This window comes from Amycolatopsis sp. NPDC054798 (genome assembly GCF_053611505.1).
Window position 1 is genome coordinate 114977 of sequence record NZ_JBSHAM010000015.1, and the last position, 23544, is coordinate 138520.

A 23544-nucleotide genomic window follows, 5' to 3' on the forward strand; every position below is an offset into this window, starting at 1 on the left:
CCCCCGGCGCGGCCCGGAATTGTCTTCACTCGCCGACAACGGGCGTGCCCTCGCGGACAAGACCGCCCGCCCGCCGCGCGCCGATACTCGGGAGCGACCAGAAGATCGGGACTAGGGAGCACCATGGCGACACGCCTGTTCATCGACGGTCAGTGGACCGAGGCCGGCGGGGAGCCCATCCCGACCCGCGACCCGGCCACCGGCACGGTTCTCGAAGACGTCGGGACGGCGACGCGAGCCGACGTGGACGCCGCGGTCGCCGCCGCCCGCCGCGCGCTGACCTCGCCGGAGTGGGCCGGGCTCGCGCCGGTGCAGCGGGCGAAGCTGCTGTTCCGCCTCGCCGACCTCGTCGACGAGCACCACGAGGAACTCGCCGCGCTCGAAACCCGCGACCAGGGCCAGCCGATCGGCATCTCCCGGCAGGTGAGCGTCACCGGCGCGGCCGAGCACCTGCGCTATTTCGCCGGCTGGGTCACGAAAATCCAGGGCACCACGAACCCGGTTTCGTTCCCGGACACCCTGCACTACACCCGGCGCGAGCCGGTCGGGGTGAACGCGCTGATCACGCCGTGGAACTTCCCGCTGATGATCCTCGTCTGGAAGCTCGCGCCGGCGCTCGCCACCGGCAACACCGTGGTGATCAAGCCGAGCGAGGTCACGCCGCTGACCAGCATCCGGCTGGTACAGCTGACCGAGCGGGCTGGTATTCCAGCGGGCGTGGTCAACCTGGTGACCGGCGACGGCCCGGTGGGCGCGATGCTGAGCGCGCACCACGACGTCGACCACGTCTCCTACACCGGCTCCACCGCGGTCGGGAAGCTGATCACCGCGGCGAGCGCGGAGTCCAACCTCAAGCGGCTGACGCTCGAACTCGGCGGCAAGGCCCCGAGCATCATCGCCGCGGACGCCGACCTGGACGCCGCCGTCGCGGGCAACCTCGCCGGTGCGACGCTGAACACCGGTCAGGTCTGCGCGGCGTACACGCGGTTCTACGTCGACCGCAAGCGCGAGCAGGAGTTCGTCGAGAAAATGGCCGCCGGGCTGGCGGGCCTGCAGGTCGGACCCGGTTTGGACGAGACGACGCAGGTCGGGCCGCTGGTGTCGGACAAGCACCGCAGGCACGTGGCGAACCTCGTCGCGACCGGCCGCTCCGAAGGCGCGGACCTGATCACCGGCGGCTCGGAAGTCGACCGCGAAGGCTACTTCTACCAGCCGACGCTGTTCGCGGGCGTCACGGACACCATGACGATCATGCGCGAGGAGATCTTCGGCCCGGTGCTGGCGGTGACGCCGTACGACGACCCGGACGAGCTGGTCGCGCGCGCGAACGACACGCAGTACGGCCTCGCTGCGACTGTGTGGACCCGAGACATCCGTACTGCGCAACGGTATGCGGACGGAATCCGCGCGGGTGCGGTGTTCGTGAACATGCCGCCGATCCCGGACATGGCCGCGCCGTGGGGCGGGTACAAGGCGTCGGGCTGGGGTCGCGAGATGGGTCCGTGGGCGCTCGACGCGTACACCGAGACCAAGGCGGTCTGGCTGCACTACGGCTACTGAACGCCGTCGGGGCCTGGCAGCCGGTCTGCCGGGCCCCGGTCAGCGAGCCAGTTCGGCCAGCGACAGCAGCAAATGCGCCGACTCCGGGTACCAGATGTCCGAATGCGCCCCGGCTGGATTCCACCACCGCCCGCGCCGGAACCGCCATCCCGACTCGACGTTGACGATCCTCCAGTCCATTTCGGACCGTGAGTACTCCGCTTCCACCTTGTGCAGCACGGTGGTCGCGACGTCCCCGGCCGGGGTTTCCACCCCGACGTTCCCGATCCCCCGCACGCCTTCGGCCAGCCGGTGCCACAGCCCGGTCGCCCGGTCGGCACGGGAACGGGTCAGCACGATCGGCCCGTTGATCGGGGCGTCGCGCAACACCGGGGCGAAACGGCCGGCGAAGATGTCCGGCCGGGCGGCCATCTGGAACACCAGCAGAGTGTCCACAGTGAACGGATAGCGCGGGTCGGCGCGGTCCCAGCCGAGGACCGGCGGGCCGTCCCCCGCGGCTGCCTGCACCGCTTCCACGACGAACCGGCCGCCGAAGGAATGGCCGACGCAGTGCAGGTACTGGCCGGTGACGGTCCGCAAACTCGGTGCGCTGCCGGGCAACTGGCGTTCCGCGTTCAGATAGCCGAGCAGCTGCCCGAGCGCTTCCGCGGCCCGTCCGTCGGTGGTCATCTTGTGCGCACGGTCGCGGATCCGCCGGTAGCCGGTCAGGAACGGGTTGCTCATCGACGGCCAGCGCACCATCACGTAAAACCCTTGCCACGCACCGAGTCCTTCGTAAGACCCAGCCGCATAGCGCTCTTCGAGCAGCGTGAAGAACTGCCGGGCCCGCCGGTCCGCGGTCTCCCGGTTGTTCTGCCAGCCGTGCACGAACACGACGATGTCGGTGGCCTCCGCCGGAACCTCCAGCCACCGGGCCAGAAACCGAGGCGTCGCCTCGGCGGGCACCGGCCGCCCGGTCTCCGGGTCCACGAATTCGCCGTGCTCGTCGAGGTCGAGGATCACCGGTCCGGTCACGGTCGTCCTTCCTGCCACAGATGCACGTCGATCCCGCGGTACAGCGAAAACATCAGCCCGAGCGGATTGTGGTGGTCGTCGGCGAACGAGCGCGCCAGCGAACGCACGATGTCGCCCAGTTTCGCGCCCGAATCGATGAATTCGGTGAACAACCGCTGCGAATACTCGCGCGCGAACGCGGGCGGCAGATCGATCTGCGGGCCGATCAGGCAGCGACCGCCGTTGCCCAGCAAGGCTTTGCCGAACGCGGAGTAGAACGCCGACGTCACTTGCCCGCCCTGGCACGCCCCGACGTACACGAACGGCCGCGTCGGCAGCGGCGCTTCCGCCAGCCACGCGATCAGGTCGGTGCCGTAGATCCGTTCGCCGTCGCCGAGCTTCAGGTACGGCTGTTCGACCAGGCCGCCGGATCCGCTCACCTTGCCGTGGCAGCCGAAATACGTGACGTGGTCGGCGAAATCACGGCTGCGGAAATGCGCGGCCAGCGTTTTCTTGTCCGGCCGCAGCACGACTTCCGCCCGGCCGTGGAAGAAATCGACCACCGGCGCGATGTAGGGCGTGTCCGGGAACTGCCGGTCCACCCCGTGATCGACATTGAGCCCGACGACCGGTTTGCCGCCGTCCACGGTGATCCGCGCGTCGAAGTCGTCGACCCGGGAGAAGGTGTGCTCCACGACGTGCCGGTAGCCCCAAAACCCGGCGAGCGACCAGTTTTCGTCGTCCGGGTACTCGTCCGGCTGCCGCGGCGAGGTGTACAGCATGCCCCACGGCACGATCAGGCTGTCCGATTCGATGCTGAGCACGTTCTCGCCCTCGGCGAGCGCGAGTTCCAGCAGCGACCGGATGCGCCGCAGCCCGCGGTCCGGGCCGGCGAACAGCAGCCGGTACATCAGGTGGCCCGCGTCGGCGAGCGCAAAGCCGGCCCGCCGCAACAGTTCCGGCCGTTCCGACAGGTCCCAGCCGTCGGCGAACGGATGCCGGCGCGGACCGCGTTCGGTCCGCTCGGCGAGGTCCACGATGTGCCGCTGCCACGTTTCGCGGAGGATGTCGATCCGGGAGTTCAGCTCGCCGAGGCTGTGCGCGATCCGGCCCTGGTACCCGCCGCCGCCGTCCTCCGGGAACGCGCTGCCCCACGCTTGCACGAGAAGCCCTGGCACACCGGGGAATTCGAGGAACCGCAGGTTCACCGTCCGCGCCCGGTTGTACGGCGGCACCGCGACGCGGCTCAGCCCGGCGGTGTTGTCGACGGTCACCTCGGCGTTCAGCTGACGGGTCACGACGGCTCCTCCACCGGCAGCGCGGCCGCGATTTCCAGGAGCAGCTGGGCGTCGTGCTCGCGGTAGATCCGGAACACCAGCCGCAGCGGCCCCGGCGCGGCCGGGACGACGTCGAACTCCGCCGGATCGCGCAGCCGGTCGCCGGTGATCCAGCCGATCCGCGACATCGGTTCCGCCGCGGCGGGCGCGGCGTCGAGCAGCACCCGGACCCGCACCACGCCCGCCGGCGCCGCCGAGGGTTCCTTGCGCCGCACCGAAACCGCGACCCGCACCGCCTTCCCGGCGACCACCGGATCGTCGGACCGGCATTCGACGGTCGCCGCCAGCAGCCCCGGCCCCGGCGGTGAGGTGTCGGGGGTGTCATCCGGCGGTCTCGCAGCAGACCTCCGCAGTCCCGCCCGGATCACGCGCTGGAGGTCGAACGGGTCCGGCCCCGGATCCACCTGCTCGCGCCGCACCGGATAACCGACCCGGCCGGTACGCCAGGTAGCGGGCCGCGAATCCACTCGACGAGAATCCACGCGACGGGAGTCGGCCCGCCGAGAATCGACCCGCCTGGAGTCCACGCGACGGGAATCCGCCCGGCGGGAATCCACGCGGCGCGAATCGACCCGCGCACTGAGCACCGCACCGTAAACAGCCGAGTCGTACCGCGCCGAATCCAGCACCTCGTAGTCCTCCTCGGCAGGCACCGCTATCGCCGCCGACGAGACCGGCCCGCTTTCCCGCAGCGGCACCGAAATCCGCTCCGAAAGAAGGTCTTCCTCGGGGAGCGGCCCGCGGAGGCTGACCAGCCCGCTCTCCGCGTCCACAATGTCCACCAGCAACCGCAACCGGTTCAGCACCGCCTCGTTTCCCTGCGCGGCCGCCAAAACCACCGCCGAGCCCAGTGCGTCCATCGCGGCGCCCAGATTCCCGTTGCCGTACGCGGAAAGCGCGGCGTCGACCGCGGCCGCGAGACCTCGGTGGCGGCCGACCGGCGGCCGGGTCAGCTCGACTGGATCGTCCGTCAACCGCACGTCAACGGTTTCCGCCTCCGATTGCGCCGATTCCTGGTGCGCCCACATCGCGACCAGCTGAGTGTCCTGTTCGAGCGCCATTTTCGACGGCACCAGCAAACTCAGGGCGTATTCCCGGGTTTCGCCCGCCGCCCATTGCCCGAGATCGAGCACCGAGTCGCTGACTCCCCGCGTCGGCAGCGGCAGCGGCCTTCCCGCCGGGGCCAGCTGGCTGACGCTGTACAGCACGCAACCGGGCGCTTCTCGCACGAACAGCCGCAGCGAACCATCGGAACCGGCGGTGATCGCGACCTTCACAGTGGTGCTGGAGGTGCGCGATGGCAGGTAACCGGCATGGTGCACCACGACTTTCGGCCGCGACGCCGAGACCGGTTCCGGCACCTTGGCGTTGCGCACCCGGCCGGAATGTTCCCGCAACCCCGGCCACGCCCGTTGCGAATGCGTCCAGTAGATCTGCGCGAGGTCGTGCTTCACCGCGCGCAGGTCAGGCAACCGGGCGGCAGCGGCCGCGGGTTGTTCGGCCGCCAGCCGCAGCAGCGTTTCCCCGACCACGGCGGTGAGCCGGTCCTGTTCGTCCTCGTCCAGGTCCAGCTCGCCGAGCCGCGACCAGGCAGCGGCGGCTTCGTCCAGGCTGGGCAGCGAATCGCCCGGCCCGGCCGCGGCGAGCGCGCGCACCGCACCGGCCCGCGCCGCCGTACCGGACTCCGGGCCCAGTTCCCGGCTGGCCGCGGGCACCTCGTCCAGCACCGCGGCCGCGCCTACGCGATCTCCCAGCGCGAGCCGGGTCCGGGCGAGCCCGAACGCCGCCGCGACCACCTCCCGGTCGCGCGCCCACACCGCCTCGTAGTACCGCTCCGCCGCCCCGCGAGCACCCCGCGCTTCCGCGCACAAACCCAGTGCCAGCAACGGTGCCAGTTCGCCTGACACCAGCCGCGCGCACTTCCGGACCTGCTCTTCCGCGGCCTCGACCCCTCCGCGGTCCAGCGCGTCGAGAGCGAAGTGCCAGGCCCGCTCGACCTCCTCGCGCGCGGCCGGGAGCACGAAAGGCAAAGCACTCGCCACGTCGTAGTACTTCGGCACCTCGTCGGCACGCAGCGGAGGTTCGTCTCCCCACGCCCTCCATTCAGGCACGCCGAGTCCCGCCGCAGCGAGTTCGGCCGGAACGCGGAACACCTGGGACACAGCCGGACGCGGCACGCGGGTGCGCAGGCTGAGGAGCTGCCGCAGCACTCCGCGCAGCTGTTCGGCCATGTCGCCGGCGGTGGCGAACCGATCGGCGTAGTCCGCGGTCGCCCGGTCGATCAGCGCCTGCAGCATTTCGCGGCCAAGTCCGCCGTCGGGACCCGGGCAAGCGCGCAGCAGCTCTGCCAGGGTGCGGCCGATCGAATAGAGATCCGAGCGGACGGTGAGGCCCTCGCGGCTCAGCTCGGACTGCGGCGGCTGGTAGCCCGGGGTGCCGACGACCGCGCTTTCCCGGTCGTCCTCCCGGCGCACCGAACCGAGGTCGACCAGGGTGATCCGGTCGCCGTCCTGCAGCACGTTGTCCGGCTTCAGATCGACGTACAGCAAACCCCGTTCGTGCAGGTAACCGATCGCGTCGAGCAGCTGCAACCCGTACGCGGCGACGTGTTCCGGGCGCAGCCGCTTCGCGCGCCGGAGCACCGTCCGCAGCGAAATCCCGCGGACATACTCCATCACCTGATACCCGGTGAGCCTGCCGGTTTCCGGATCCGGATGCTCGACGTGCGCGAGGGTGCGGACGACGTGCGGATGGTCCAGTTCCAGCAGCTGCGGGACGACAGCGGCTTGCGCGGCGGCCAGCGCCTCGCCGCGGTCGCGTTCGCCGATCAGGCCCTTGAGCACCACGAACCGGCCGTTGTCGGCCTCGTCGCGGGCGAGGTAGATCCAGCTGAACCCGCCGTGCGCCAGACAGCCAAGCACCGCGTACCGGCCGGCGACGACCGTGCCCGGCTCCAGCGTCGGCAGAAAGACGAACGGCGTGCCGCAATGCACGCAGTAACCGCGCACGCGGCCCGGCCGCCCGGCCTCGCCGCGGCCCACCGGATTGCCGCATTCCCCGCAGAACCGGTGCCGCTCCGGCAGTGCCGCGTCGGACAGCACGGCGTCGAACGGGTCCGGCGGAGCCGCTTTCGGCAGCGAGACCCGCAGGTCGCCGGTGTCCGGCAGCGGCAGCGCACCGGTGCGGACGAGGAGTTCGTCCAGCCGCTCCTCGATCGCCGAATCGTCGGTCACCCATTCGCGCAGCTGGGGGAAGTACGCCAGCACGGTGTCCGCGGGAACCAGCCGCACTTCGCTGTCGACCACCACGATGCCGAGCAGCCGCCCGGTGGCGCGGTCAAAAACCGGGCAGCCGGACAGGTCCGGGTCGGCGCGGCCCTCCGCCAGGGTCAGCGGCACCCGCTCGCCGTCCGGCTCCCCCATGACGGCGCGCACCCAGATGCCGTAGCCGAGACGGAGCGGAAGACTGTGGATCCGGACTTCCCGCCCGGCTCCGACCTCGCGTCGCAGCGTGGCGCCGTGCGGCACCGGGGTGTCCAGTTCGAGCAGCGCCAGGTCGCCGCGCCCGCCCGCGAGCGGCGGGACCAGCGCGGCCAGCGCCGCGAGACCGGCCGATTCGACCCGGAAGGCGGTTTCGCCGCGGGCCGCCCGGGAGCAGGTCAGCACGTACCGGCCGCCGATCAGCACTCCGGCGCCGAGGAGGCGGCCGTCGGCGGCGCGAATGCGCGTCTGCCCCGTATTCCACCCCAGATCAGCGGCCACGAGGTAAAACCTTACCCGGGGAAAGCCGCCGGATCGTTCCGTTCGGGCAAAGCCGTCCGGTCACCCGGCGCGACGGATCGCCCTCCCCGAATGGACGTATCGCGCGCGGCCGTCGCCGTCGTCGCCGAGGAAGACCAGAGGCAGGTGGACCCCGCCCTGTGCCTCGCGAAGGATCAGCGTGTCGCCTTCGAGCAGGACCAGTTCGGATTTGCTGGCGGCGCTCAGCTCCGCGGCTGTCCCTTTAGGACGTTGCTCCAGCCAGACCCGGCCGTCGTCGTCCTGGGAAACCACGAGATCGGCGACTGTGCTGGCGTACGTGCCGAGATAGCGGTCCGCGGCGAACGGCTCCGGCTCGGCAGGCGGACGCGGCGGCAGCGACACTTCGACCCCGCCGAATTCCTTGAGCAGCGCCGGAACGAGTTCGGCGTACAGGCTCGTCGCGTCGCCGCCGTTGGTCAGCAACGCCACCACGAGATCGCTTTCGGGCACCAGCCGCAGGAACGCCGCCTGGCCGATGGTGTTGCCGTCGTGGCCGAACACTTGCCCGCCCGGGGTGTCGAACAGCTCCCAGCCGAGCCCCCAGGCGTCGCCCATGATGCCGAGCGGCGGGAGGGTGACCTGCCGCTGCAGCATCGCCGCGGCGCTCTTCGCGCTCAGCACTCCAGCCCCGCCCGCGAGGTGCATGCGGCCGAAGGCGAGCAGATCCGCCGCGGACATCGCGAGCGACGACCCGGCCGGGCCGTTGGACCGCAGCATCGACCAGAACGGCGCGGGCACGAGACCGGCGCCCGGTTCGGGTTCGAGATGCCCGATCGCGGCGCGGAAGCGGATCGCGTCGTTCGCGTTCGGCGAGAAGTGCTGGAGTTTCAGCGGAACGGCGAGGTGCTCGCGAAGGCAGTCCTCGTAATGCTTGCCGCGCAACACTTCCACCAGCCGACCGAGGACGACGTACCCGGCATTGTTGTAAGAGAACAACTCCCCGGGAGGGAAAAGCTGGGCGACGCCGTCGAGCGTCGCGACGAACTTCTCCACCGCGTCGTCGCCGGGACCGGTGTCGGTGAAGAGGTCGCCCTCGAATCCGGCGGTGTGGCTGAGCAGCTGCCGCACGGTGACGGCCGCGTCGCCCAGGTTCAGTTCGGGGAGATACCGGCGGATCGGTGCGTCGAGGTCGACCCGGCCCTCGTCCACGAGCTGCAGGACGAGGGTGGCCGTCCAGACCTTGGCGATCGAGCCGATTTGGAATACCGAATCAACGGTGGCGGCGACCCCGGTGCCGAGGTTCAGCACCCCGGCGGCCGCGGTGGCCGTCTCCTCGCCGACGGCCACCGCGAGCACGGCGGCGGGGACCCGGTGGTGTTCCAGCAGCGCGGGAAGTTCCTGCTCCAGCCGCCTGCGGAGAGCGTCGAGCTTGTCCATCCCGGGAAGGTAGCGCCGCGCCGAGGCGGAAAGTTCGTCTCAGCCCACGAAAAACCCGCGATGGCCTGGAACGCCGGACGAACCCCTCAGATCAGCACTTCCCCGTCCCGAGCGACCACCCGGCCGCCCGCGATCACCATCGCCCGCTCCGGCACCCGCACCAACGCGTCCGGCACATTCTCCGCCGCCACCAACACCGCATCCGCCCGGCAGCCTGGTGCCAGATCATGCCGCTCCCGGCTCACGAACGACGCTGCCCGCCGCGTCGCCAGCTCCACCGCCGCCGTCAGGTCCGCGTCCGTCCGCAGCCCGTGCAAACGGGCGAAACCGAGCGCGATCCGCAGAATGTCCCCGTCGCCGTACGGGGACCACAGGTCGCGGATTCCGTCCGTGCCGAGGCCAACCGGGACCTCGCGCGCGGACAGCCCGGTCCACGGCAGCGGGGCCGTCCGCACCGGCGCGACGGTCGCGAGCGAGATGCCCGCCTCGGCGATCCGGTCGAGCAACGCCGCCTGCCGCGCCGGGGGAACCTCGCCGAGCGCGAAACCGTGCGACACGGTGACCTTGCCCTGCAAACCGGTGCGCACCGTCCGGTCGGCGATCAGCTCGTACTGGAAAGCGCCCAGCTCGCCGCCGTCGTGCAGGTGGATGTCGAGGCCGACGCCGCGCCGTTCGGCGATCTCGAACAGCCCGTCGAGCTGGCCGACCGGGTCGCGGTCGATGCCCGCCGGGTCGAGGCCGCCGATCCAGCCCGCGCCCGCCGCCGCGGCCTCGTCGAGCAGCTTGAGCACCCCAGGCCGGCGCAGCACGCCGTCCTGCGGGAAGGCCACGATCTCGACCTCCACCGCACCGCCCAGCCGCCGCGCGGCTTCCCGCACGATTTCGATGCCGCGCAGGCCGAGCCCCAGGTCGACGTCCACGTGGCTGCGCGCCGCGGTGGTGCCGTGCCGCAGGAACTCGCGCAGCACCGTCTCGGCGGTCTCGACGCTCGGGATCCCCAGCGCGTCCCGCTCGGCGCGCTCGTGTTCGATGCGGCCTTCGGTGGTCGCGACGCCGCCGTAGGAGACCCACGGCTTGCCCCACCAGCTCTTGTCGACGTGTGCGTGCGAGTTGACGAACCCGGGCAGCGCGAGCAGCCCGGCGCCGTCGATCCGTTCGCCCTCGACCGGGGCCGAACCGGCGGGGCGGACGTCGGAGACGCGGTCGCCGTCGAGGACGAGGTCGGCCGGCTCGCCGCCCCACGGGCGCACGCCGGTCACAGTGAGAGAAGCCATGCTAATGGTATACCAAAAATCCCCGAGCCTGGTCCCGCGAGCCTGGCCCTGACACTCCCAGGACCGAGGGGGTACTGGCCGCGTCCCGCCCGCGGCAGCACCATGGACGACAGCCGCGACGGCGCGGCGGGAAAGAAAGGCAGAACATTGACCGACAACCTCCCCGGCGGGACGTTCCCGTTGGCCGGGCACACCGTCGCCCGCCTGGGATACGGCGCGATGCAGCTGGCCGGACCCGGCGTCTTCGGGCCGCCGAACGACCGCGACGAGGCGCTCGCGGTGCTCCGCACGGCCGTGGAGCTGGGCGTGAACCACATCGACACCGCTGACTTCTACGGGCCGTACGTGACGAACGAACTCCTCCGCGAAGCGCTCGCGCCCTACGACGGATTGCAGATCGTCACCAAGGTGGGCGCGGTGCGAGACGACTCCGGCGGCTGGATCCACGAGCGTTCGCCCGAGCAGCTGCGCGAACAGGTCGAGTCGAACCTGCGCAATCTCGGTGTCGAGGCCCTGGACGTGGTGAACCTCCGCGTCGGCGGCGGGCCGGACGGACACTCGCCGGTGCCGGGTTCGCTGGCCGAACCCTTCGGAGCGCTCGCCGAAATGCGCCAGGAAGGCAAGATCAAGGAACTCGGCGTGAGCGTGGTCGACGCCGACCAGGTGGCCGAAGCGCAGTCGATCGCGCCGGTGGTCACCGTGCAGAACTGGTACAACGTCGCGCACCGCGGGGACGAGAAGCTGATTGAATCCCTTGCCGCGCAAGGCATTTCCTACGTCCCGTTCTGGCCGCTCGGCGGGTTCGACCCGGTGCAGTCCTCGACCCTCGACGCCGTCGCCGCCCGCCTCGGCGCCAGCCCGAAGGCGATCGCGCTGGCCTGGCTGCTGCACCAGTCGCCGAACATCCTGCTGATCCCCGGCACGTCGTCGGTCGCGCACCTGCGGGAGAACGTGGCCGCGGGCGATCTGGAACTGCCCGCGGACGCGTTGGCGGAATTGGACACGATCGCCGGATAACGGCAAATCGGGATGCTGGCCGCGCGATCGCGGGGGCGCACAGCCAGCATCCCGAATCGCCGCGGAAAACACGAACTCGGTTTCCGGTGAACAGACAGCGAATCCCTCCCGCTTGATTGACCGACGAACGAAGGTGCAGAAAAGCGCGCGGCGCGATTAGCGTGGCCACCGGCAGTTTCCGCCACGCTAAAGGAGAAAACGCGCCAATGAACGTCAAGAGCGCCTTCGCCGCGATTCTCGCCGTCGCCGGGCTCATCGCCGCGCCGGTCACCGCCTCGGCGGCGGTGTCCGAACTGCCCAGCTACGACCGCTGGCAGGCCGACGTGCGCGAAGCCGTCGACCCGGCCATTCCGTGGCTGACCGACCGCGTCGCGCAGGGCGGGTCCGGGCTGGCGATCGTGCTGGACATCGACAACACCTCGCTGGAGACCGAATACAACCCCGGCGAGCCGAACCGGCCGGTGCTCGCGGTCGCCCAGTGGGCGGGCGAGCACCACGTGTCCGTCCTGTTCGTGACGGCGCGGACCAGTTCCTCCTCCGCGCGCACGCAGCTGAGCGAGGCGGGTTATCCGATCGACGCGATCTGCACCCGCAAGTCCGGCGAGAGCACCGTGAAGGGCAAGCAGCGCTGCCGCGCCGACCTGACCCGGCAGGGCTACACGATCACGGCGAACATCGGCAACCGCTCCACCGACCTCGAGGGCGGAAACTACGAAAAGGGCTTCAAGCTGCCGGACTACGACGGCCAGCTTTCGTAAGCCACCACGACACTCGCCACGACGCTGAACAAGCCGCGCGAGCGAATCGTCCCTGCCCGAAACACTCGGCGGCGCGTTCAGCAGGTCGCCGAGCCGTGTCGTGCCGGTACTTTTCGAGTCGCGCGGCCGGTCAGCCCGGCCGCGAAGGCGGCGGCCAGTGCGAAAACCACTGCCTCGTAGGTCATCGCGTGCCACAGCGCCTGCCCGGAATTCGCGGCGGGCACCGCGTAAACGATGCCCGCGAACGTGACGCCCAGTGTTCCGCCCAGTTGCTGCGCCGTCGGGAGCAGACCCGATACCGACGTCGCGGCCTCGGGGCGGACTCTGGCGATGATCTGGGCGAACGCCGAAGCGGTGAAGACCCCGAAACCCACGCCGCCAAGGGAAAGCGCGAGCCAGTACCCCCACAACAGGTTCTGGTCGTCGATCGTCACCGGGACGGCCAGCGACACCAAGGCCAGCGTCAGCGAGGACGCCGCCAGCGCCCGCGGGCCGAAGCGCCGGCCAAGGCTGTTCGCGATCCCGCTCCCGGCCAGCGCCCCGATGGCGTACGGGGTGATGCCGAGCCCGGTCTGAAGCGGACTCCAGCCCTGCGCGCCCTGCAGGTGCATCGAGAGCAGCAGCGTGAAGGACGGCACTCCGGCGTTGAACACCAGGACGATGGCCAGCCCCCAGCGCGTCGCCGGTTCGGCCAAGGCGGACGGATGGACGAGCGGGTGTGCCGCCTGGCGCTGGGAAACCGCGAATCCGGCGAGCACCGCCATCGCCAGCGCCAGGCTCAGCCAGGTCCACCACGGCCAGCCTGCGTCGCGCCCGGTCGTCAGGGGAAAGACCAGCAGGGCCAAGCCCAGCAGGCTCAGCGTCGCCCCCGTGCGGTCGACGCGCTGCGCCGCGGGTCTGGCCTGATCGGGCGGCAGTGCGGGCGAAAGCATGAGCGCGGCGATACCGACGGGAACCGTCAGCAGCATCGCCGCCCGCCAGCCAAGGCCCAGCGGGTCGAGCTGGATGAGCACCCCGCCGAGCACCGGGCCCGCGAGCGAGGCCGCGGCCATGGTCGCGCCGAACGCGCTCAGCGCGGCGGCACGGCGCTCCCGGGGCACCGCGGACTGGATGATCGAGAGGATCTGCGGCGCCATCAGCCCGCTGCCGAATCCCTGCACCAGTCGCCCGGCGATCAGCACCCACGCTTCCGGCGCCGCGGCGGCCCCGATCGAGGCGGCGGTGAACAACGCCATCCCCGCGACGAACATCTTCCGGTAGCCGTACTTGTCGCCCAGCCGGGCCGCGACGATCAGCGAGCAGGCGTAGGCGAGGGTGTAGCCGGCGAGAACCAGTTGGCTCTCTCCTGCCCCGGCGCCGAGATCCCGCTGGACGTCGACCACGCCCACCTGCATCACGGTGACGCTGAACAGCTGGACGAACGTGCCGGAGAGGATGACCGGCAGGACCAGCCGCCGGGCCGGGGAACGCACCGTGGTCATCGAGCGGGCCGCTGCAAGGCGATGCCAGCGAACATCGTCGCCAGCTCAGCCGGCCGGACCACGAACGGCGAATGGCCGCCCGGCAGGGAACGCACCTGGAACGGATTGTCCGGCGTCACCTGGTCGGCCTCGGAGATCATCAGGTCCTGGGTCGCTAGCGGCAGGGCGAGGTCGCCGGTCAGCCGGACGTAGGTGCGCGGGAGCCGCCCCCAGCGCTCCGCCGAGAGCGGAACCGGCGTGACGAAGTGCGAGAACGGGTGATCCGGGTGCAGGAACTGCCGCCACGAGTCCGGAGCGTCCGCGGGGAGGTCGTTCAGGAACGCCCGGCGGATGACCTCGGTGACCGCCTGGTCGGGAGAAAGCGGATTGATCCGGATCGCGCCCAGCTCGGCCGGGTCGCCGATCGGCGGGACCTGAACGGCGCCGGCGTTCTCCTCGGCTTCGATGTAGTCGGCGAACCGCGGCCGGCCCGCGGGCACGAACGAGGACAAGTACACGAGGCGGTCGACCAGTTCGGGAGCCTGTTCCGCGGCGGCCGACACCACCGAACCCGCGGCGCTGTGCGCGACCAGCACCACATTCCGGTAGCGGGTGCGAGCGCTGACCAGCGCGTCGAGCACGACGTCGGCGCCGTCCTGCAAGGTGAGGTCGCACAGCGCCGACTTCTCGGTGGCCAGCCCCGGCTGGCCGGGCTGGAAGTACCCGCTGGGAACGGGCGCGCCGAGCCCGCTGCCGGGCAGGTCGACGGCGATGCTGGCGAGGCCGTGGCGGCCCAGCGCACGCTGGGCCGGACTCCAGTGCAGGGCACCGTGCCAGGCGCCGTGCACCAGCAGCAGAACGGTCTCGGACGAGGACGGACGGGTCATTCCAGGGCCCTTCGGAAGCGTCGATCGCGGACCTCATCAGGTCACCGCAGCTCCGCCCAGTTATCTACTCTCATCTCTGACGAACGCCCCCGTCATACTTTTCACGTATCGTGGCCGGGTGGAAGCCCGTCATCTTCGCTACGCTCTGGCGCTCGCCGAGCATCAGCATTTCGGCCGCGCCGCCGCGTCGCTCGGGATCGCCCAGCCTCCGCTGTCGACGCAGATCGCCGCGCTCGAACGCGAAGTCGGCGAACGCCTCTTCGACCGCACCTCGCACGGCGTTTTCCCTACCGCAGCGGGGAAAGCCTTCCTCGCCAGGGCGAGCAGCGCACTCGCTGAAATGAGCCTGGCGAGGGTTGACGCGGGCCGCGCGGCGCGCGGGGAGACCGGAAGGCTGCGGCTCGGGTTCATCGGGTCCGCGCTGCTCGACCCGCTGCCGGGCGTGCTCGGCCGGTTCCGGCGGACCCGTCCGGACGTGCGGATGACCCTCCAGGAGCTGGACACGCCGACCGCGTCGGCGGCCCTGCTCGCCGGGGAACTCGACGTCGCGGTGGGGCGCGGCAGCCCGCGCGGCGTCGGGGCAGAAGACCTGGTGACGGTCCCCATCGGCGCGGATCACCTGGTGGCCGTGGTCTCGGCGGAACATCCCTTCGCCGGGCAGCGGTCCGTCGAGGCCGGGCAGCTGGCGCGCGAACCGCTCGTGGTCAGCGCGGACGCCGCCGGTTCTTATCTGCGACCGGTGTTCGAGCACGATCCCGCGGCCCTCGACGACGCCACACTGGCGCGCGACGTCCACACGATCGCCGGGCTCGCCGCCTGCGGTGCGGGGGTCGGGCTCGGCCCGGACCGGATGCGCCTGATCGCCCGCGGCGACATCCGGTTCTGCGACGTCGAACCCCGCTTCCGGCTGCCGGATCTGCAGATGTCGTTCCGGGCAGCCGATTCCTCGCCGGTTCTCGCGGCATTTCTTTCCGTGGTGCGGCAGAACTGCGCGGAGGTCGGCACCCGGCTCGACGACCTGCTCGCCCGGCACCCGGCTGCCACCGGTGCGTGACGTCTCCTGACCGGCGAGTCCACTGTGGAGACAGGAACATTCAACGACCGCAAGGGAGAACTATGCCCAGGGACACGCTCGAGTCGGTGCGCCTCGACGACGTCGAACTGGCTTACCGCATCGAAGGCGACGGGCCGGAACTGGTCGTCTTGGTGCACGGCTGGCCGCAGACGAACGCGTGCTGGCGCCACGTGATCGAGCCGCTCGCCGAGGGCCGCACCGTCGTCGCCCCGGATTTGCGCGGTTACGGCGCCTCGGGCCTCGCCCGGTCCGGGGACTACAGCAAGCGGGCCGCCGCCGCGGATCTGAGCGGCCTGATCCACCACCTGGGGTTCGAGTCGGCGGCGGTGATCGGGCACGACCGCGGAGCCAGGGTCGCGCATCGCTGGGCGCTCGACCGCCCGTCGGACGTCAAAGCGCTGGCGCTGCTGGACATCCTGCCCACGAGGGTGGTCATGAACTCGTTCGACCGGGAGTCGGCGAGCACGATGTGGCACTGGTTCTTCCACCGGAACCCGGAGCTGGCCGCGACCCTGGTCGGCGGGAATGTCAAGGCGTATCTCGGTCATTTCTTCGCCAGGGTCCGCGAATCCGGTGCTGTCGACGAGGAAACCTTCGAGCATTACGTCGAGGCGTTCAGCGACCCGGCGCGGCTGCGAGCCTCTTTCGAGGACTACCGGACCGGCTTCTCGGCCGATCTCGAACGCGACGAGGCGGATCACGCCAGCGGGCTGCGGGTGCAGGCCCCGCTGCTGCTCCTGTGGGGTCGCGAAGGCGGCCTCGGCGGGAGCGACGTGGTAAGCGTCTGGCAGGAACATCACGCCGCTCCGGCCGCAGTCACCGGTCATGCCGTCCCCGGCGGCCACTACGTTCCGGAAGAAGCACCCGGCGAGGTCGTGGCCGCCGTCGAGGCTTTTCTGAAGCAGGCCCGCTGACCTCCCGAAGCCCGGCCACCACCCGCTCGCGCCGCTACCGGCCTGCTCGCGAAGTACCAGCAGACAGCCGCGTCACCGGCTCAGCCACTCCGCCAGCCCGACCTTCCCCCGCCAGGAGCCTTCCGCCGGCACCAGGCTGTCCTTGCCCAGCACGGTTCCGAAGTACTTCGCGGCCGGGTCGGTCACCACCTCGCGCGGGTCCTCCCGCGCGGCCAGGACCCGCCGGATCCACTCGTCCATCGGCAGCACGTCCGGGCCGCCGATCTCGACGATCCCGCCGGCCGGCGGTTCTGCCGCGGCCCGCGCGACCGCCACCGCGACGTCCTCCGCCGCGATCGGCTGCGTGCCGCCGTCGGAAAGCCGCACCACGCCGTCGACCGTCGAGGTGTCCGCGATCGCGACGGCGAACTCCAGGAACTGCGTCGCGCGCACGATCGTGTAGGCCAGTCCGCTTTCCCGGATCAGCTTCTCCTGCGCGACCTTCGCCCGCAGGTATCCGGAATCCGGCAGCTCGTCGGCACCCACGACGGACAGCGCGACGAAATGGCCGACCCCGGCTTCGCGCGCGGCCTCGACCAGATTCCCGGTCGAGCGCTGGAAGAACTCCATCACGTCGTCGTCCGCGAACGACGGCGAGTTCGACACGTCTACCAGCACGTCGGCGCCCCGCAGCACGTCGGACAGCCCTTCGCCGGTCAAGGTGTTCACGCCGGTGCTCGGCGCGGCAGCCACCACCTCGTGCCCCTCCAGCAGCTGCACGACCTGCGAACCGATCCGCCCGGTCCCGCCGATGACGACGATCTTCATGCTCGTTCCCTCCGTTCCGCCGCGGCGGTCGCCCGCGGCGTCGCCAGTCATGACCGGACAGCGCGCCGATTTGTGACACCCCTGCCCGCTAAGCTCGCGAAGGCCCGATGGAGCAGGAAGGAACGCGCCGCTGATGGAGGAAATCGCCGAGGCCGCCTCGGTGTTCGCGCAGGTCCGGCCGCGGCTGTTCGGGATCGCCTACCGGATGCTCGGCAGCGTCGCCGACGCCGAGGACCTCCTGCAGGACGTCTGGCTGCGCTGGCAGACCTGCGACCGCTCGGCCGTCCGCAACCCGGGCGCGTTCCTGGCCACCACCACGACCCGGCTGGCGATCACCGCGAGCCAGACCGCGCGCGTCCGGCACGAAACCTACGTCGGCCCGTGGCTGCCCGAGCCCATCGACACCTCCGCCGACCCGCAGCTGGGCGCCGAACGCGCGGCCGCGCTTGAGGTCGCGGTGCTGTTCTTGCTGGAGAAGCTGCCGCCGACGGAACGGGCGGCGTACGTGCTGCGCGAGGCGTTCGACTATCCCTACCACCAGATCGCCGACATCGTGCAGACCACCGAGGTGAGCGCGCGCCAGCTGGTCAGCCGGGCGCGCAAGCACCTCGCCGCGGAACGCCGGACGCCGGTCGAACCGGCGGAACAGCGGCGGCTGCTCGCCGCGTTCGTGGACGCCGCGCGCACCGGGGACCTGGCGACGCTGGAGAAACTGCTCGCCGAGGACGTGGTCAGCTACTCCGACGGCGGCGGCGTGGTCCGCGCAACCCGCATCCCGGTGGTCGGCGCGGTCACCGTGGCGAAGTACGTGCGCGCGTTCGCCGACCGGTTCTGGCCCGGCACCGAGGTGGCGTGGAGCGACGTCAACGGCCAGCCCGCGGCGGTGGTGAGCCACAGCGGCGAGGTGATCGCGGTGCTGACCGCGTCCGCCTCGGCCGAGGGCATCGACCGGCTGTTCTGGCTGATGAATCCGGCCAAGCTCGGCGCGTACGCCGCCTGAACGCGGGGTACCCGCCGGGCATGAAGCGTCCCGGACCGGTGCGCTGGCTGCACTACGTCTACGGCGGGGTACTCCCGGACGAGTACCGCGAATGGGTGCTGCACGACGCGACCGCGAAAACCTGGGTGCTGCGCTTCGCGTTCCGGATCTTCGTCGAGGCGCTGCCCTGGCTGATCGCGGGCTACGTCGTCCTCAGCCTGGTCACGCCGATGCCCGCCGGGATGATCGTCGCCGCGCTGCTGATCAGCCTGCTGCTGAGCCTGTTCCTCACCGTCACCAGCGCCGACGAACTCGCCGAGGTCCGGCTCGCCAAGCACGGTTTCCCGCGCGGCACCGGGAAAGCGGTCCGCAAACGCCGCGGCGGCGCCTCGACCTGGCCGTGAGCCGCTTGCCGGAAGCGTAACCACTGGGTTACGCTTCTGCCGTGGACCTGGTCGCCAACGCGATCGCCGACCCCGTGCGGCGGGACATCCTGGCCCTGCTGCAGCGACAGCGGCTGCCCGCCGGGGAGATCGCCGCGCGCTTCGAGATCAGCCGCCCGGCGGTGTCGCGTCATCTGCGCGTGCTGCGGGAAAGCGGGCTGGTGCGCGACGAACTCGTAGGCAGGCAACGGTTTTACACGCTCGACCCGCAAGGCTTCGCCGAACTCACCGCCTGGCTCACCCGGCTCGTCGCCCCGCCCGCTTGGCAGCAGCGGCTCGACGCGCTGGAGACCGAGGTCCACCGCACCCGTCGCGAACGCCGCCGGGACCCCGCTTCCGGAGAGGAACACACCGCGTGAAACCCGTGCCCACCGCCAGAGCCCACCGTCTCGCCGACACCATCGATCTCGTTCTGCCGCGTACTTTCCGCGCGCCGATCGACGACGTGTGGGCCGCGATCACCGAACCGGAACGGACCGCGCGCTGGTTCGGCCCCTGGGAGGGCGACGGGGCGCCCGGTCGGATGATTCGCGTCCAGATGGTGTTCGAGGAGGAGGAACCCTGGATGGACCTCCGCATCGACGCCTGCGAGCCGCCGCGCCGGCTGGCTGTTTCGTCCACCGACGAATCCGGGGCCTGGCGGATGGAATTGCGCCTGGAGTCCCAAGGCGCGGCAACGGAACTCCTGCTGGTGCACCACCTGGACTCCGCGGACAAGATCCCGGACGCCGGGCCGGGCTGGGAGTACTACCTCGACCTGCTCACCGCTTCCTTCGAGGGCACCCCGAAGCCGGACTTCGCGGACTATCACCCGGCGATGACGCCCTATTTCACCGAATTGGCCGGAAAGGTCTCCTGACCGGCCGTCAATAGTCCACTTCGGACAGTCGGCGGCCGAACGAAATGTCCTTGAACGGCCGAGACTTCCCCGTTCGGCTGATCCCGGACGCCGGCGCCGAATCGCGCGGCCGACTGCCCGTTCCTCACCGTCATATGGAGTACACTGCTGTACCAGTTACTTTCAGTAGTCCCGCGTGACGAAGTGTGGGCCGCTCCGGTGGGAGGTGCACGGTGGACGCGACACTGGACAGCACTCTGGTCACCGATGCGCGGGAGGACGAGCGCACCGATGCCGAACTCCTCGCCGCCGTGCGCGCCGGGGATTGCCAGGCCGGCGGGGAATTGTTCCGGCGGCACGTCACGTTGATGCGCCGCGTCGCCGCAGGTTTGGTGCGCCAGCAGGCCGAACGCGACGATCTGGTCGCCGAAGCCTTCGCGCGCGTGCTCAGCACCGTCGCGGCAGGCGGCGGCCCGGAGTCGAACGCCCCGGCGTACCTCGTGGCCACGATGAGAAATCTCTTCGCGCGCTGGAGTCGCCACGAAAATCGTATCGATCTCTACGCGACAGTTCCGGAACCCGTAACCCTGGACGGCGGCGCTGACGAACTCGCAGTCATGCGCTCGGAAGACCGGCTCGTCTGGTCGGCCTACCGGACCCTGCCCGGACGCTGGCGGACAGTGCTGTGGCGGATGTCCGCCGAAGGCGACACCCCGGCCGAACTCGCGCCGGTGCTGGGTGTCTCGCCGAACGGCGTCGCGGTGCTCGCCCGCCGCGCCCGCGAAGGGCTGCGGCAGGCGTACCTGCAAGTCCAGGTGCCGGACGCGAAATTGCCGCAGTGCCAGGAAGTCCGCCGCCGGATGGGCGCGTGGCTGCGCGGCACGCTGCCCGCCCGCCGGGCCGGGGTTCTCGCCGGGCACCTCGCCGTGTGCGAACCGTGCCACGCGGTCGCCGCCGAACTGGCCGAGGTCAACCGCGAGCTGCCCCGGATGGCGGGCTGTGGCGATCCGGCGATCCCGGAGCCCCGCTAGCCAGGTTTCGCGTCATCAGGTTGACGGTGAAGGCGAACCGGTCGTGCCCGGAGCCGGACGTCAGCTCCGCCGCGTACTGCCGGGTGTGCGGGAATTTCTCCTCCGGCAGCCCGGTGAACCGGTCGATCAGGTCCTCGCGACTGAGCACCCACTCGCCGCCGTGCTGCTGCCGTTGCCGGACAAGCGACCGTTCCCAGGCGTAGGCGGTGACGTAGAGCGTCAGTGAATCCCGCACCCACGCGGCGGTCTGCGGTTCGATCCCGCCGGCCAGCAGAATCGCCAGGATCCCCTCCCCGACCCGCAGCGTTTCCAGGTGCGTCGGAACCATCGCCAGCGCGGCACGGGACACGCCGGGGTACTTCAGGTACAGGTCGCGGATCTGGCCGTAGACGTCCAGGAGCTGCTGCTGCCACGTCTCCGGGTCCGGTTCGGGCAGTTCGATCTGCGCGCAGAGCCTGCCGATGAGCAGATCGTCGAGATCCTCTTTGTTGACGATGTGCGCGTAAAGCGACGACGGCCCCGTGCCCAGCACGGCGGTGACCCGGCGGACGGTCAGCGCGTCGTAGCCCTCAGTGGCGACGACCTGCAGCGCGGCGTCGGTGATCCGGTCGACGGTGATGGGTTCTTTCCGCGGTTTCGGCGCGGCCTCGGCGTTGGCGGACGCGTGCCGGGCGGCGCGGCGCTCTCGGGGGGCAGCGGGCATGCCGGTCACTATAGCTTGACACGAACTTAGTTCGTCATTTAGAACTTAGTTCGTGACTACTGAACTTAGTTCGTCCCAGCGTGTGGCGCCGCTTCCGCTGGTCCAGGCGTGGCTGGTGCTGGCGGTCGTGGTGATCGCCGACCTGATGGACCTCATCGACACCAGCGTCGCCGCTCTCGCCGGCCCCTCGATCCGCGCCGATCTCGGCGGCGGCCCGATGACCCTGCAATGGGTGCTTTCGGCCTACACCGCGGCGTTCGCGCTCGGCCTGGTGACGTCCGGCCGCCTCGGCGACCTGCTCGGCCGCCGCAGGCTGTTCCTGCTCGGCATGACCGGCTTCACCCTCGCGTCGCTGGCCTGCGGGCTCGCGCCCAGCGCGGGGTTCCTGATCGGGGCCCGCGTGTTCCAGGGACTGTTCGGCGCGACGATGATCCCGCAGGGCATCGCGCTGGTGAAGGTCGTCTTCCCGCCCGAACAATTGCGCAAAGCCCTGATGCCGTTCGGCCCGATCATGGGACTGGCGACCGTCGCCGGCCCGATTCTCGCCGGCTGGCTGCTGCACCTGAATCTGTTCGGCAGCGAATGGCGCTCGATTTTCCTGATCAACGTCCCGTTCGGCGTCCTCGCCGGGCTGCTCGGCCTGCGCGTGCTGCCGCGGCACAGCGGCGAGGACCGCAGCGCCCGCCTCGACCTGCGCGGCGTCGGCCTGCTCACCGCCGCGTCAGCGCTGCTCATCGTGCCGCTCATCCAAGGCCGCGACCTCGGCTGGCCCGTGTGGACGTACGTGCTGATGGCCGCCGGGGTGGTCGCTTTCGGCTTGTTCGCGTGGTCCGAACGCCGCAGCTCCCACCCCGTCATCGCGCCTTCGCTGTTTTCCAAGCGCGGCTTCGTGTTCGGCCTGCTGATCACCGGCGGCTTCTACGCCTCGCTCAGCGGATTCGTGCTCGTGGTGAACCTTCTGCTGCAGTCCGGTCTCGGCTGGACGCCGCTGCAGTCCGGCTTCGCTCTGCTCCCCTGGGCCGCGGGCACGGCCATCGCGACCCTGTTGTCCGGCGCGGTGCTCGCCGCGAAACTCGGCCGCACTTCGCTCCACTTAGGACTGGCCATCGCGGTCGTCGGCTTGCTCGCCCTGTGGTGGTCCCTCGCGCATTGGGGTGCCGCGATCACCCTCTGGCAGCTCGCCCCCGCGTTGTTCGTCACCGGAGCCGGTTCCGGGCTGTTGTTTATTCCGCTCTTCGATTTCATCCTCGGCGACGCGACGCCCGAAGAGGTCGGCAGCGGTTCCGGAATGCTCAACGCCGCCCAGCAATTCGCCGGAGCCATCGGTGTCGCCGCGCTCGGCACCGTGTTCTTCGCCCGCGTCGGCCCGGCCGCCGCACCGTCCTGGATCCCTGCCGCGGAACTGGTTTTCAGTCTCTGCGCCGTTTTGTACCTCGGGGCACTGGCCCTCGTCGGATTCCTGCCGAAACATTCCTCCCACTGACCGGAGAAATCGCCGTGCCGAAAACCGCTCTGATCACCGGAACCAGCCGCGCCGTCGGACTCGGCTTCGCGATCGCCCGGCTCCTGTCCGAACAGGACTATCACGTGGTCCTCACCGCCCGCGACCCAGCGCGAGCGGAAACCCTCGCCGCGCAACTCCCGAACGCCACCGCGGTGCGGCTCGACCTCACCGACCTCGCCACCATGACGGCCGCCGCCGATCATCTCGCGGATGCCTTCGGCCAGCTCGACGTATTGGTCAACAACGCCAGCGACACCGTCGATTTCGCCACGCTGTCCGCGCTCGACGCCGATCTGTCCGCCGTCCAGTCCGCATTGGACATCGACGTCCTCGGCCCCTGGCAGCTGACACAACTGTTGCTGCCGCTGCTGAAAGCCGCGCCGGCGGCCCGGATCGTCAATGTTTCCAGCGTTTCCGCATTGCAGATCTCGACCGGGCTCGACCTCGGCGCGAGCTTGCGCGCCCCGGCGCATTCCTTCGCCAAGCACGCGCTGAACACGCTCACCGGCGTGCTCGCCGCCGCGCTGCGGGACACGCCGATCCTCGTCAACGCCGTCGATCCGGGAGAAACCGCTACGCATCCCGAACGCGGCGACGAGGACGACGCGCGCCCCGCGCTCGAAAGCGCCCGCGGCGTGGTGTGGGCCGCGACCCTGCCGCCCGGCGGACCGACCGGCGGACTCTTCCGCGACGGACGGCCGTTGCTGTCGCTGCTGCCCGGAACCGGAAAAACCGCGGGCCCGGACCATGTGCGGTCCGGGCCCCCCGCCGGCAAACCCATGCTACG

At 70.7% G+C, this 23544-nt stretch carries 21 protein-coding genes; 12 read left to right on the forward strand and 9 right to left on the reverse strand.

Annotated features, from left to right (window positions below):
- The first annotated feature begins 123 nt into the window (after positions 1-123).
- Positions 124-1560: an aldehyde dehydrogenase family protein gene (locus tag ACWGIC_RS12865; RefSeq protein ID WP_452076073.1), complete on the forward strand. Its 1437-nt coding sequence runs from the start codon at positions 124-126 to the stop codon at positions 1558-1560.
- 39 nt (positions 1561-1599) lie between these two features.
- Here the strand turns inward: ACWGIC_RS12865 and ACWGIC_RS12870 are convergent, their stop codons facing one another.
- The 5 genes from ACWGIC_RS12870 to ACWGIC_RS12890 all read right to left on the reverse strand — a co-directional run bounded on the left by ACWGIC_RS12870 (position 1600) and on the right by ACWGIC_RS12890 (position 10341).
- Entirely contained in the window at positions 1600-2574 is a 975-nt protein-coding gene (locus ACWGIC_RS12870) for an alpha/beta hydrolase (RefSeq protein WP_452076074.1), read from the reverse strand.
- The gene (locus ACWGIC_RS12875) at positions 2571-3851 is read right to left on the reverse strand and encodes a hypothetical protein (RefSeq protein ID WP_452076075.1); all 1281 of its coding nucleotides are present in this window, start codon (positions 3849-3851) and stop codon (positions 2571-2573) included. Before ACWGIC_RS12875 ends, ACWGIC_RS12870 begins: the two co-directional genes overlap by 4 nt.
- Entirely contained in the window at positions 3848-7651 is a 3804-nt protein-coding gene (locus ACWGIC_RS12880) for a protein kinase domain-containing protein (RefSeq protein ID WP_452076076.1), read from the reverse strand. Before ACWGIC_RS12880 ends, ACWGIC_RS12875 begins: the two co-directional genes overlap by 4 nt.
- 60 nt (positions 7652-7711) lie before the next feature.
- Positions 7712-9067: a serine hydrolase domain-containing protein gene (locus tag ACWGIC_RS12885; RefSeq protein WP_452076077.1), complete on the reverse strand. Its 1356-nt coding sequence runs from the start codon at positions 9065-9067 to the stop codon at positions 7712-7714.
- A gap of 86 nt (positions 9068-9153) precedes the next feature.
- The gene (locus ACWGIC_RS12890) at positions 9154-10341 is read right to left on the reverse strand and encodes an amidohydrolase (protein WP_452076078.1); all 1188 of its coding nucleotides are present in this window, start codon (positions 10339-10341) and stop codon (positions 9154-9156) included.
- Between the two features lie 102 nt (positions 10342-10443).
- Here ACWGIC_RS12890 and ACWGIC_RS12895 point away from each other — a divergent pair, with 102 nt between their 5' ends.
- Positions 10444-11358, forward strand: a complete 915-nt coding sequence (locus ACWGIC_RS12895) for an oxidoreductase (protein WP_452076079.1) — start codon at positions 10444-10446, stop codon at positions 11356-11358.
- A gap of 206 nt (positions 11359-11564) precedes the next feature.
- Positions 11565-12116: an HAD family acid phosphatase gene (locus ACWGIC_RS12900; protein ID WP_452076080.1), complete on the forward strand. Its 552-nt coding sequence runs from the start codon at positions 11565-11567 to the stop codon at positions 12114-12116.
- 77 nt (positions 12117-12193) lie between these two features.
- On the opposite strand, the gene ACWGIC_RS12905 is transcribed toward ACWGIC_RS12900, so the two are convergent.
- Together ACWGIC_RS12905 and ACWGIC_RS12910 are read right to left on the reverse strand one after the other, a co-directional pair.
- Positions 12194-13597 (reverse strand): MFS transporter, encoded by a 1404-nt coding sequence (locus tag ACWGIC_RS12905; protein WP_452076081.1) that lies wholly within the window; start codon positions 13595-13597, stop codon positions 12194-12196.
- Positions 13594-14463, reverse strand: a complete 870-nt coding sequence (locus tag ACWGIC_RS12910) for an alpha/beta fold hydrolase (protein ID WP_452076082.1) — start codon at positions 14461-14463, stop codon at positions 13594-13596. Before ACWGIC_RS12910 ends, ACWGIC_RS12905 begins: the two co-directional genes overlap by 4 nt.
- Before the next feature lie 118 nt (positions 14464-14581).
- On the opposite strand from ACWGIC_RS12910, the gene ACWGIC_RS12915 reads away from it, so the two are divergent.
- Positions 14582-15517: a LysR family transcriptional regulator gene (locus ACWGIC_RS12915; protein ID WP_452076083.1), complete on the forward strand. Its 936-nt coding sequence runs from the start codon at positions 14582-14584 to the stop codon at positions 15515-15517.
- A 62-nt stretch (positions 15518-15579) separates the two neighbouring features.
- Positions 15580-16452, forward strand: a complete 873-nt coding sequence (locus tag ACWGIC_RS12920; protein WP_452076084.1) for an alpha/beta fold hydrolase — start codon at positions 15580-15582, stop codon at positions 16450-16452.
- A 72-nt stretch (positions 16453-16524) separates the two neighbouring features.
- Here ACWGIC_RS12920 and ACWGIC_RS12925 read toward each other — a convergent pair whose 3' ends face one another.
- Positions 16525-17259 (reverse strand): SDR family oxidoreductase, encoded by a 735-nt coding sequence (locus ACWGIC_RS12925; protein WP_452076085.1) that lies wholly within the window; start codon positions 17257-17259, stop codon positions 16525-16527.
- 133 nt (positions 17260-17392) lie between these two features.
- On the opposite strand from ACWGIC_RS12925, the gene ACWGIC_RS12930 reads away from it, so the two are divergent.
- The 5 genes from ACWGIC_RS12930 to ACWGIC_RS12950 all read left to right on the forward strand — a co-directional run bounded on the left by ACWGIC_RS12930 (position 17393) and on the right by ACWGIC_RS12950 (position 20550).
- A complete protein-coding gene (locus ACWGIC_RS12930; protein WP_452076086.1) occupies positions 17393-18259 on the forward strand; it encodes an RNA polymerase sigma-70 factor in 867 nt (288 codons plus the stop codon).
- A gap of 20 nt (positions 18260-18279) precedes the next feature.
- Positions 18280-18642 carry a DUF5313 family protein gene (locus ACWGIC_RS12935; protein WP_452076087.1) on the forward strand — a complete coding sequence of 121 codons (363 nt, stop codon included), beginning with the start codon at positions 18280-18282 and terminating at the stop codon, positions 18640-18642.
- A gap of 41 nt (positions 18643-18683) precedes the next feature.
- Positions 18684-19040, forward strand: coding sequence for a metalloregulator ArsR/SmtB family transcription factor (locus tag ACWGIC_RS12940; protein ID WP_452076088.1), 357 nt, complete (start codon positions 18684-18686; stop codon positions 19038-19040).
- A complete protein-coding gene (locus tag ACWGIC_RS12945; RefSeq protein WP_452076089.1) occupies positions 19037-19540 on the forward strand; it encodes an SRPBCC family protein in 504 nt (167 codons plus the stop codon). The genes ACWGIC_RS12940 and ACWGIC_RS12945 overlap by 4 nt, the downstream gene beginning before the upstream one ends.
- 212 nt (positions 19541-19752) lie before the next feature.
- The gene (locus tag ACWGIC_RS12950) at positions 19753-20550 is read left to right on the forward strand and encodes a sigma-70 family RNA polymerase sigma factor (RefSeq protein ID WP_452076090.1); all 798 of its coding nucleotides are present in this window, start codon (positions 19753-19755) and stop codon (positions 20548-20550) included.
- On the opposite strand, the gene ACWGIC_RS12955 is transcribed toward ACWGIC_RS12950, so the two are convergent.
- Positions 20489-21253: a TetR/AcrR family transcriptional regulator gene (locus ACWGIC_RS12955; RefSeq protein ID WP_452076091.1), complete on the reverse strand. Its 765-nt coding sequence runs from the start codon at positions 21251-21253 to the stop codon at positions 20489-20491. The genes ACWGIC_RS12950 and ACWGIC_RS12955 overlap by 62 nt on opposite strands.
- Positions 21254-21305: 52 nt before the next feature.
- Here ACWGIC_RS12955 and ACWGIC_RS12960 point away from each other — a divergent pair, with 52 nt between their 5' ends.
- Both ACWGIC_RS12960 and ACWGIC_RS12965 read left to right on the forward strand, forming a co-directional pair.
- Positions 21306-22736 (forward strand): MFS transporter, encoded by a 1431-nt coding sequence (locus ACWGIC_RS12960; protein ID WP_452076092.1) that lies wholly within the window; start codon positions 21306-21308, stop codon positions 22734-22736.
- A gap of 14 nt (positions 22737-22750) precedes the next feature.
- Positions 22751-23544: SDR family NAD(P)-dependent oxidoreductase (locus ACWGIC_RS12965; protein WP_452076093.1), on the forward strand; the 794-nt coding region annotated here is incomplete at its 3' end.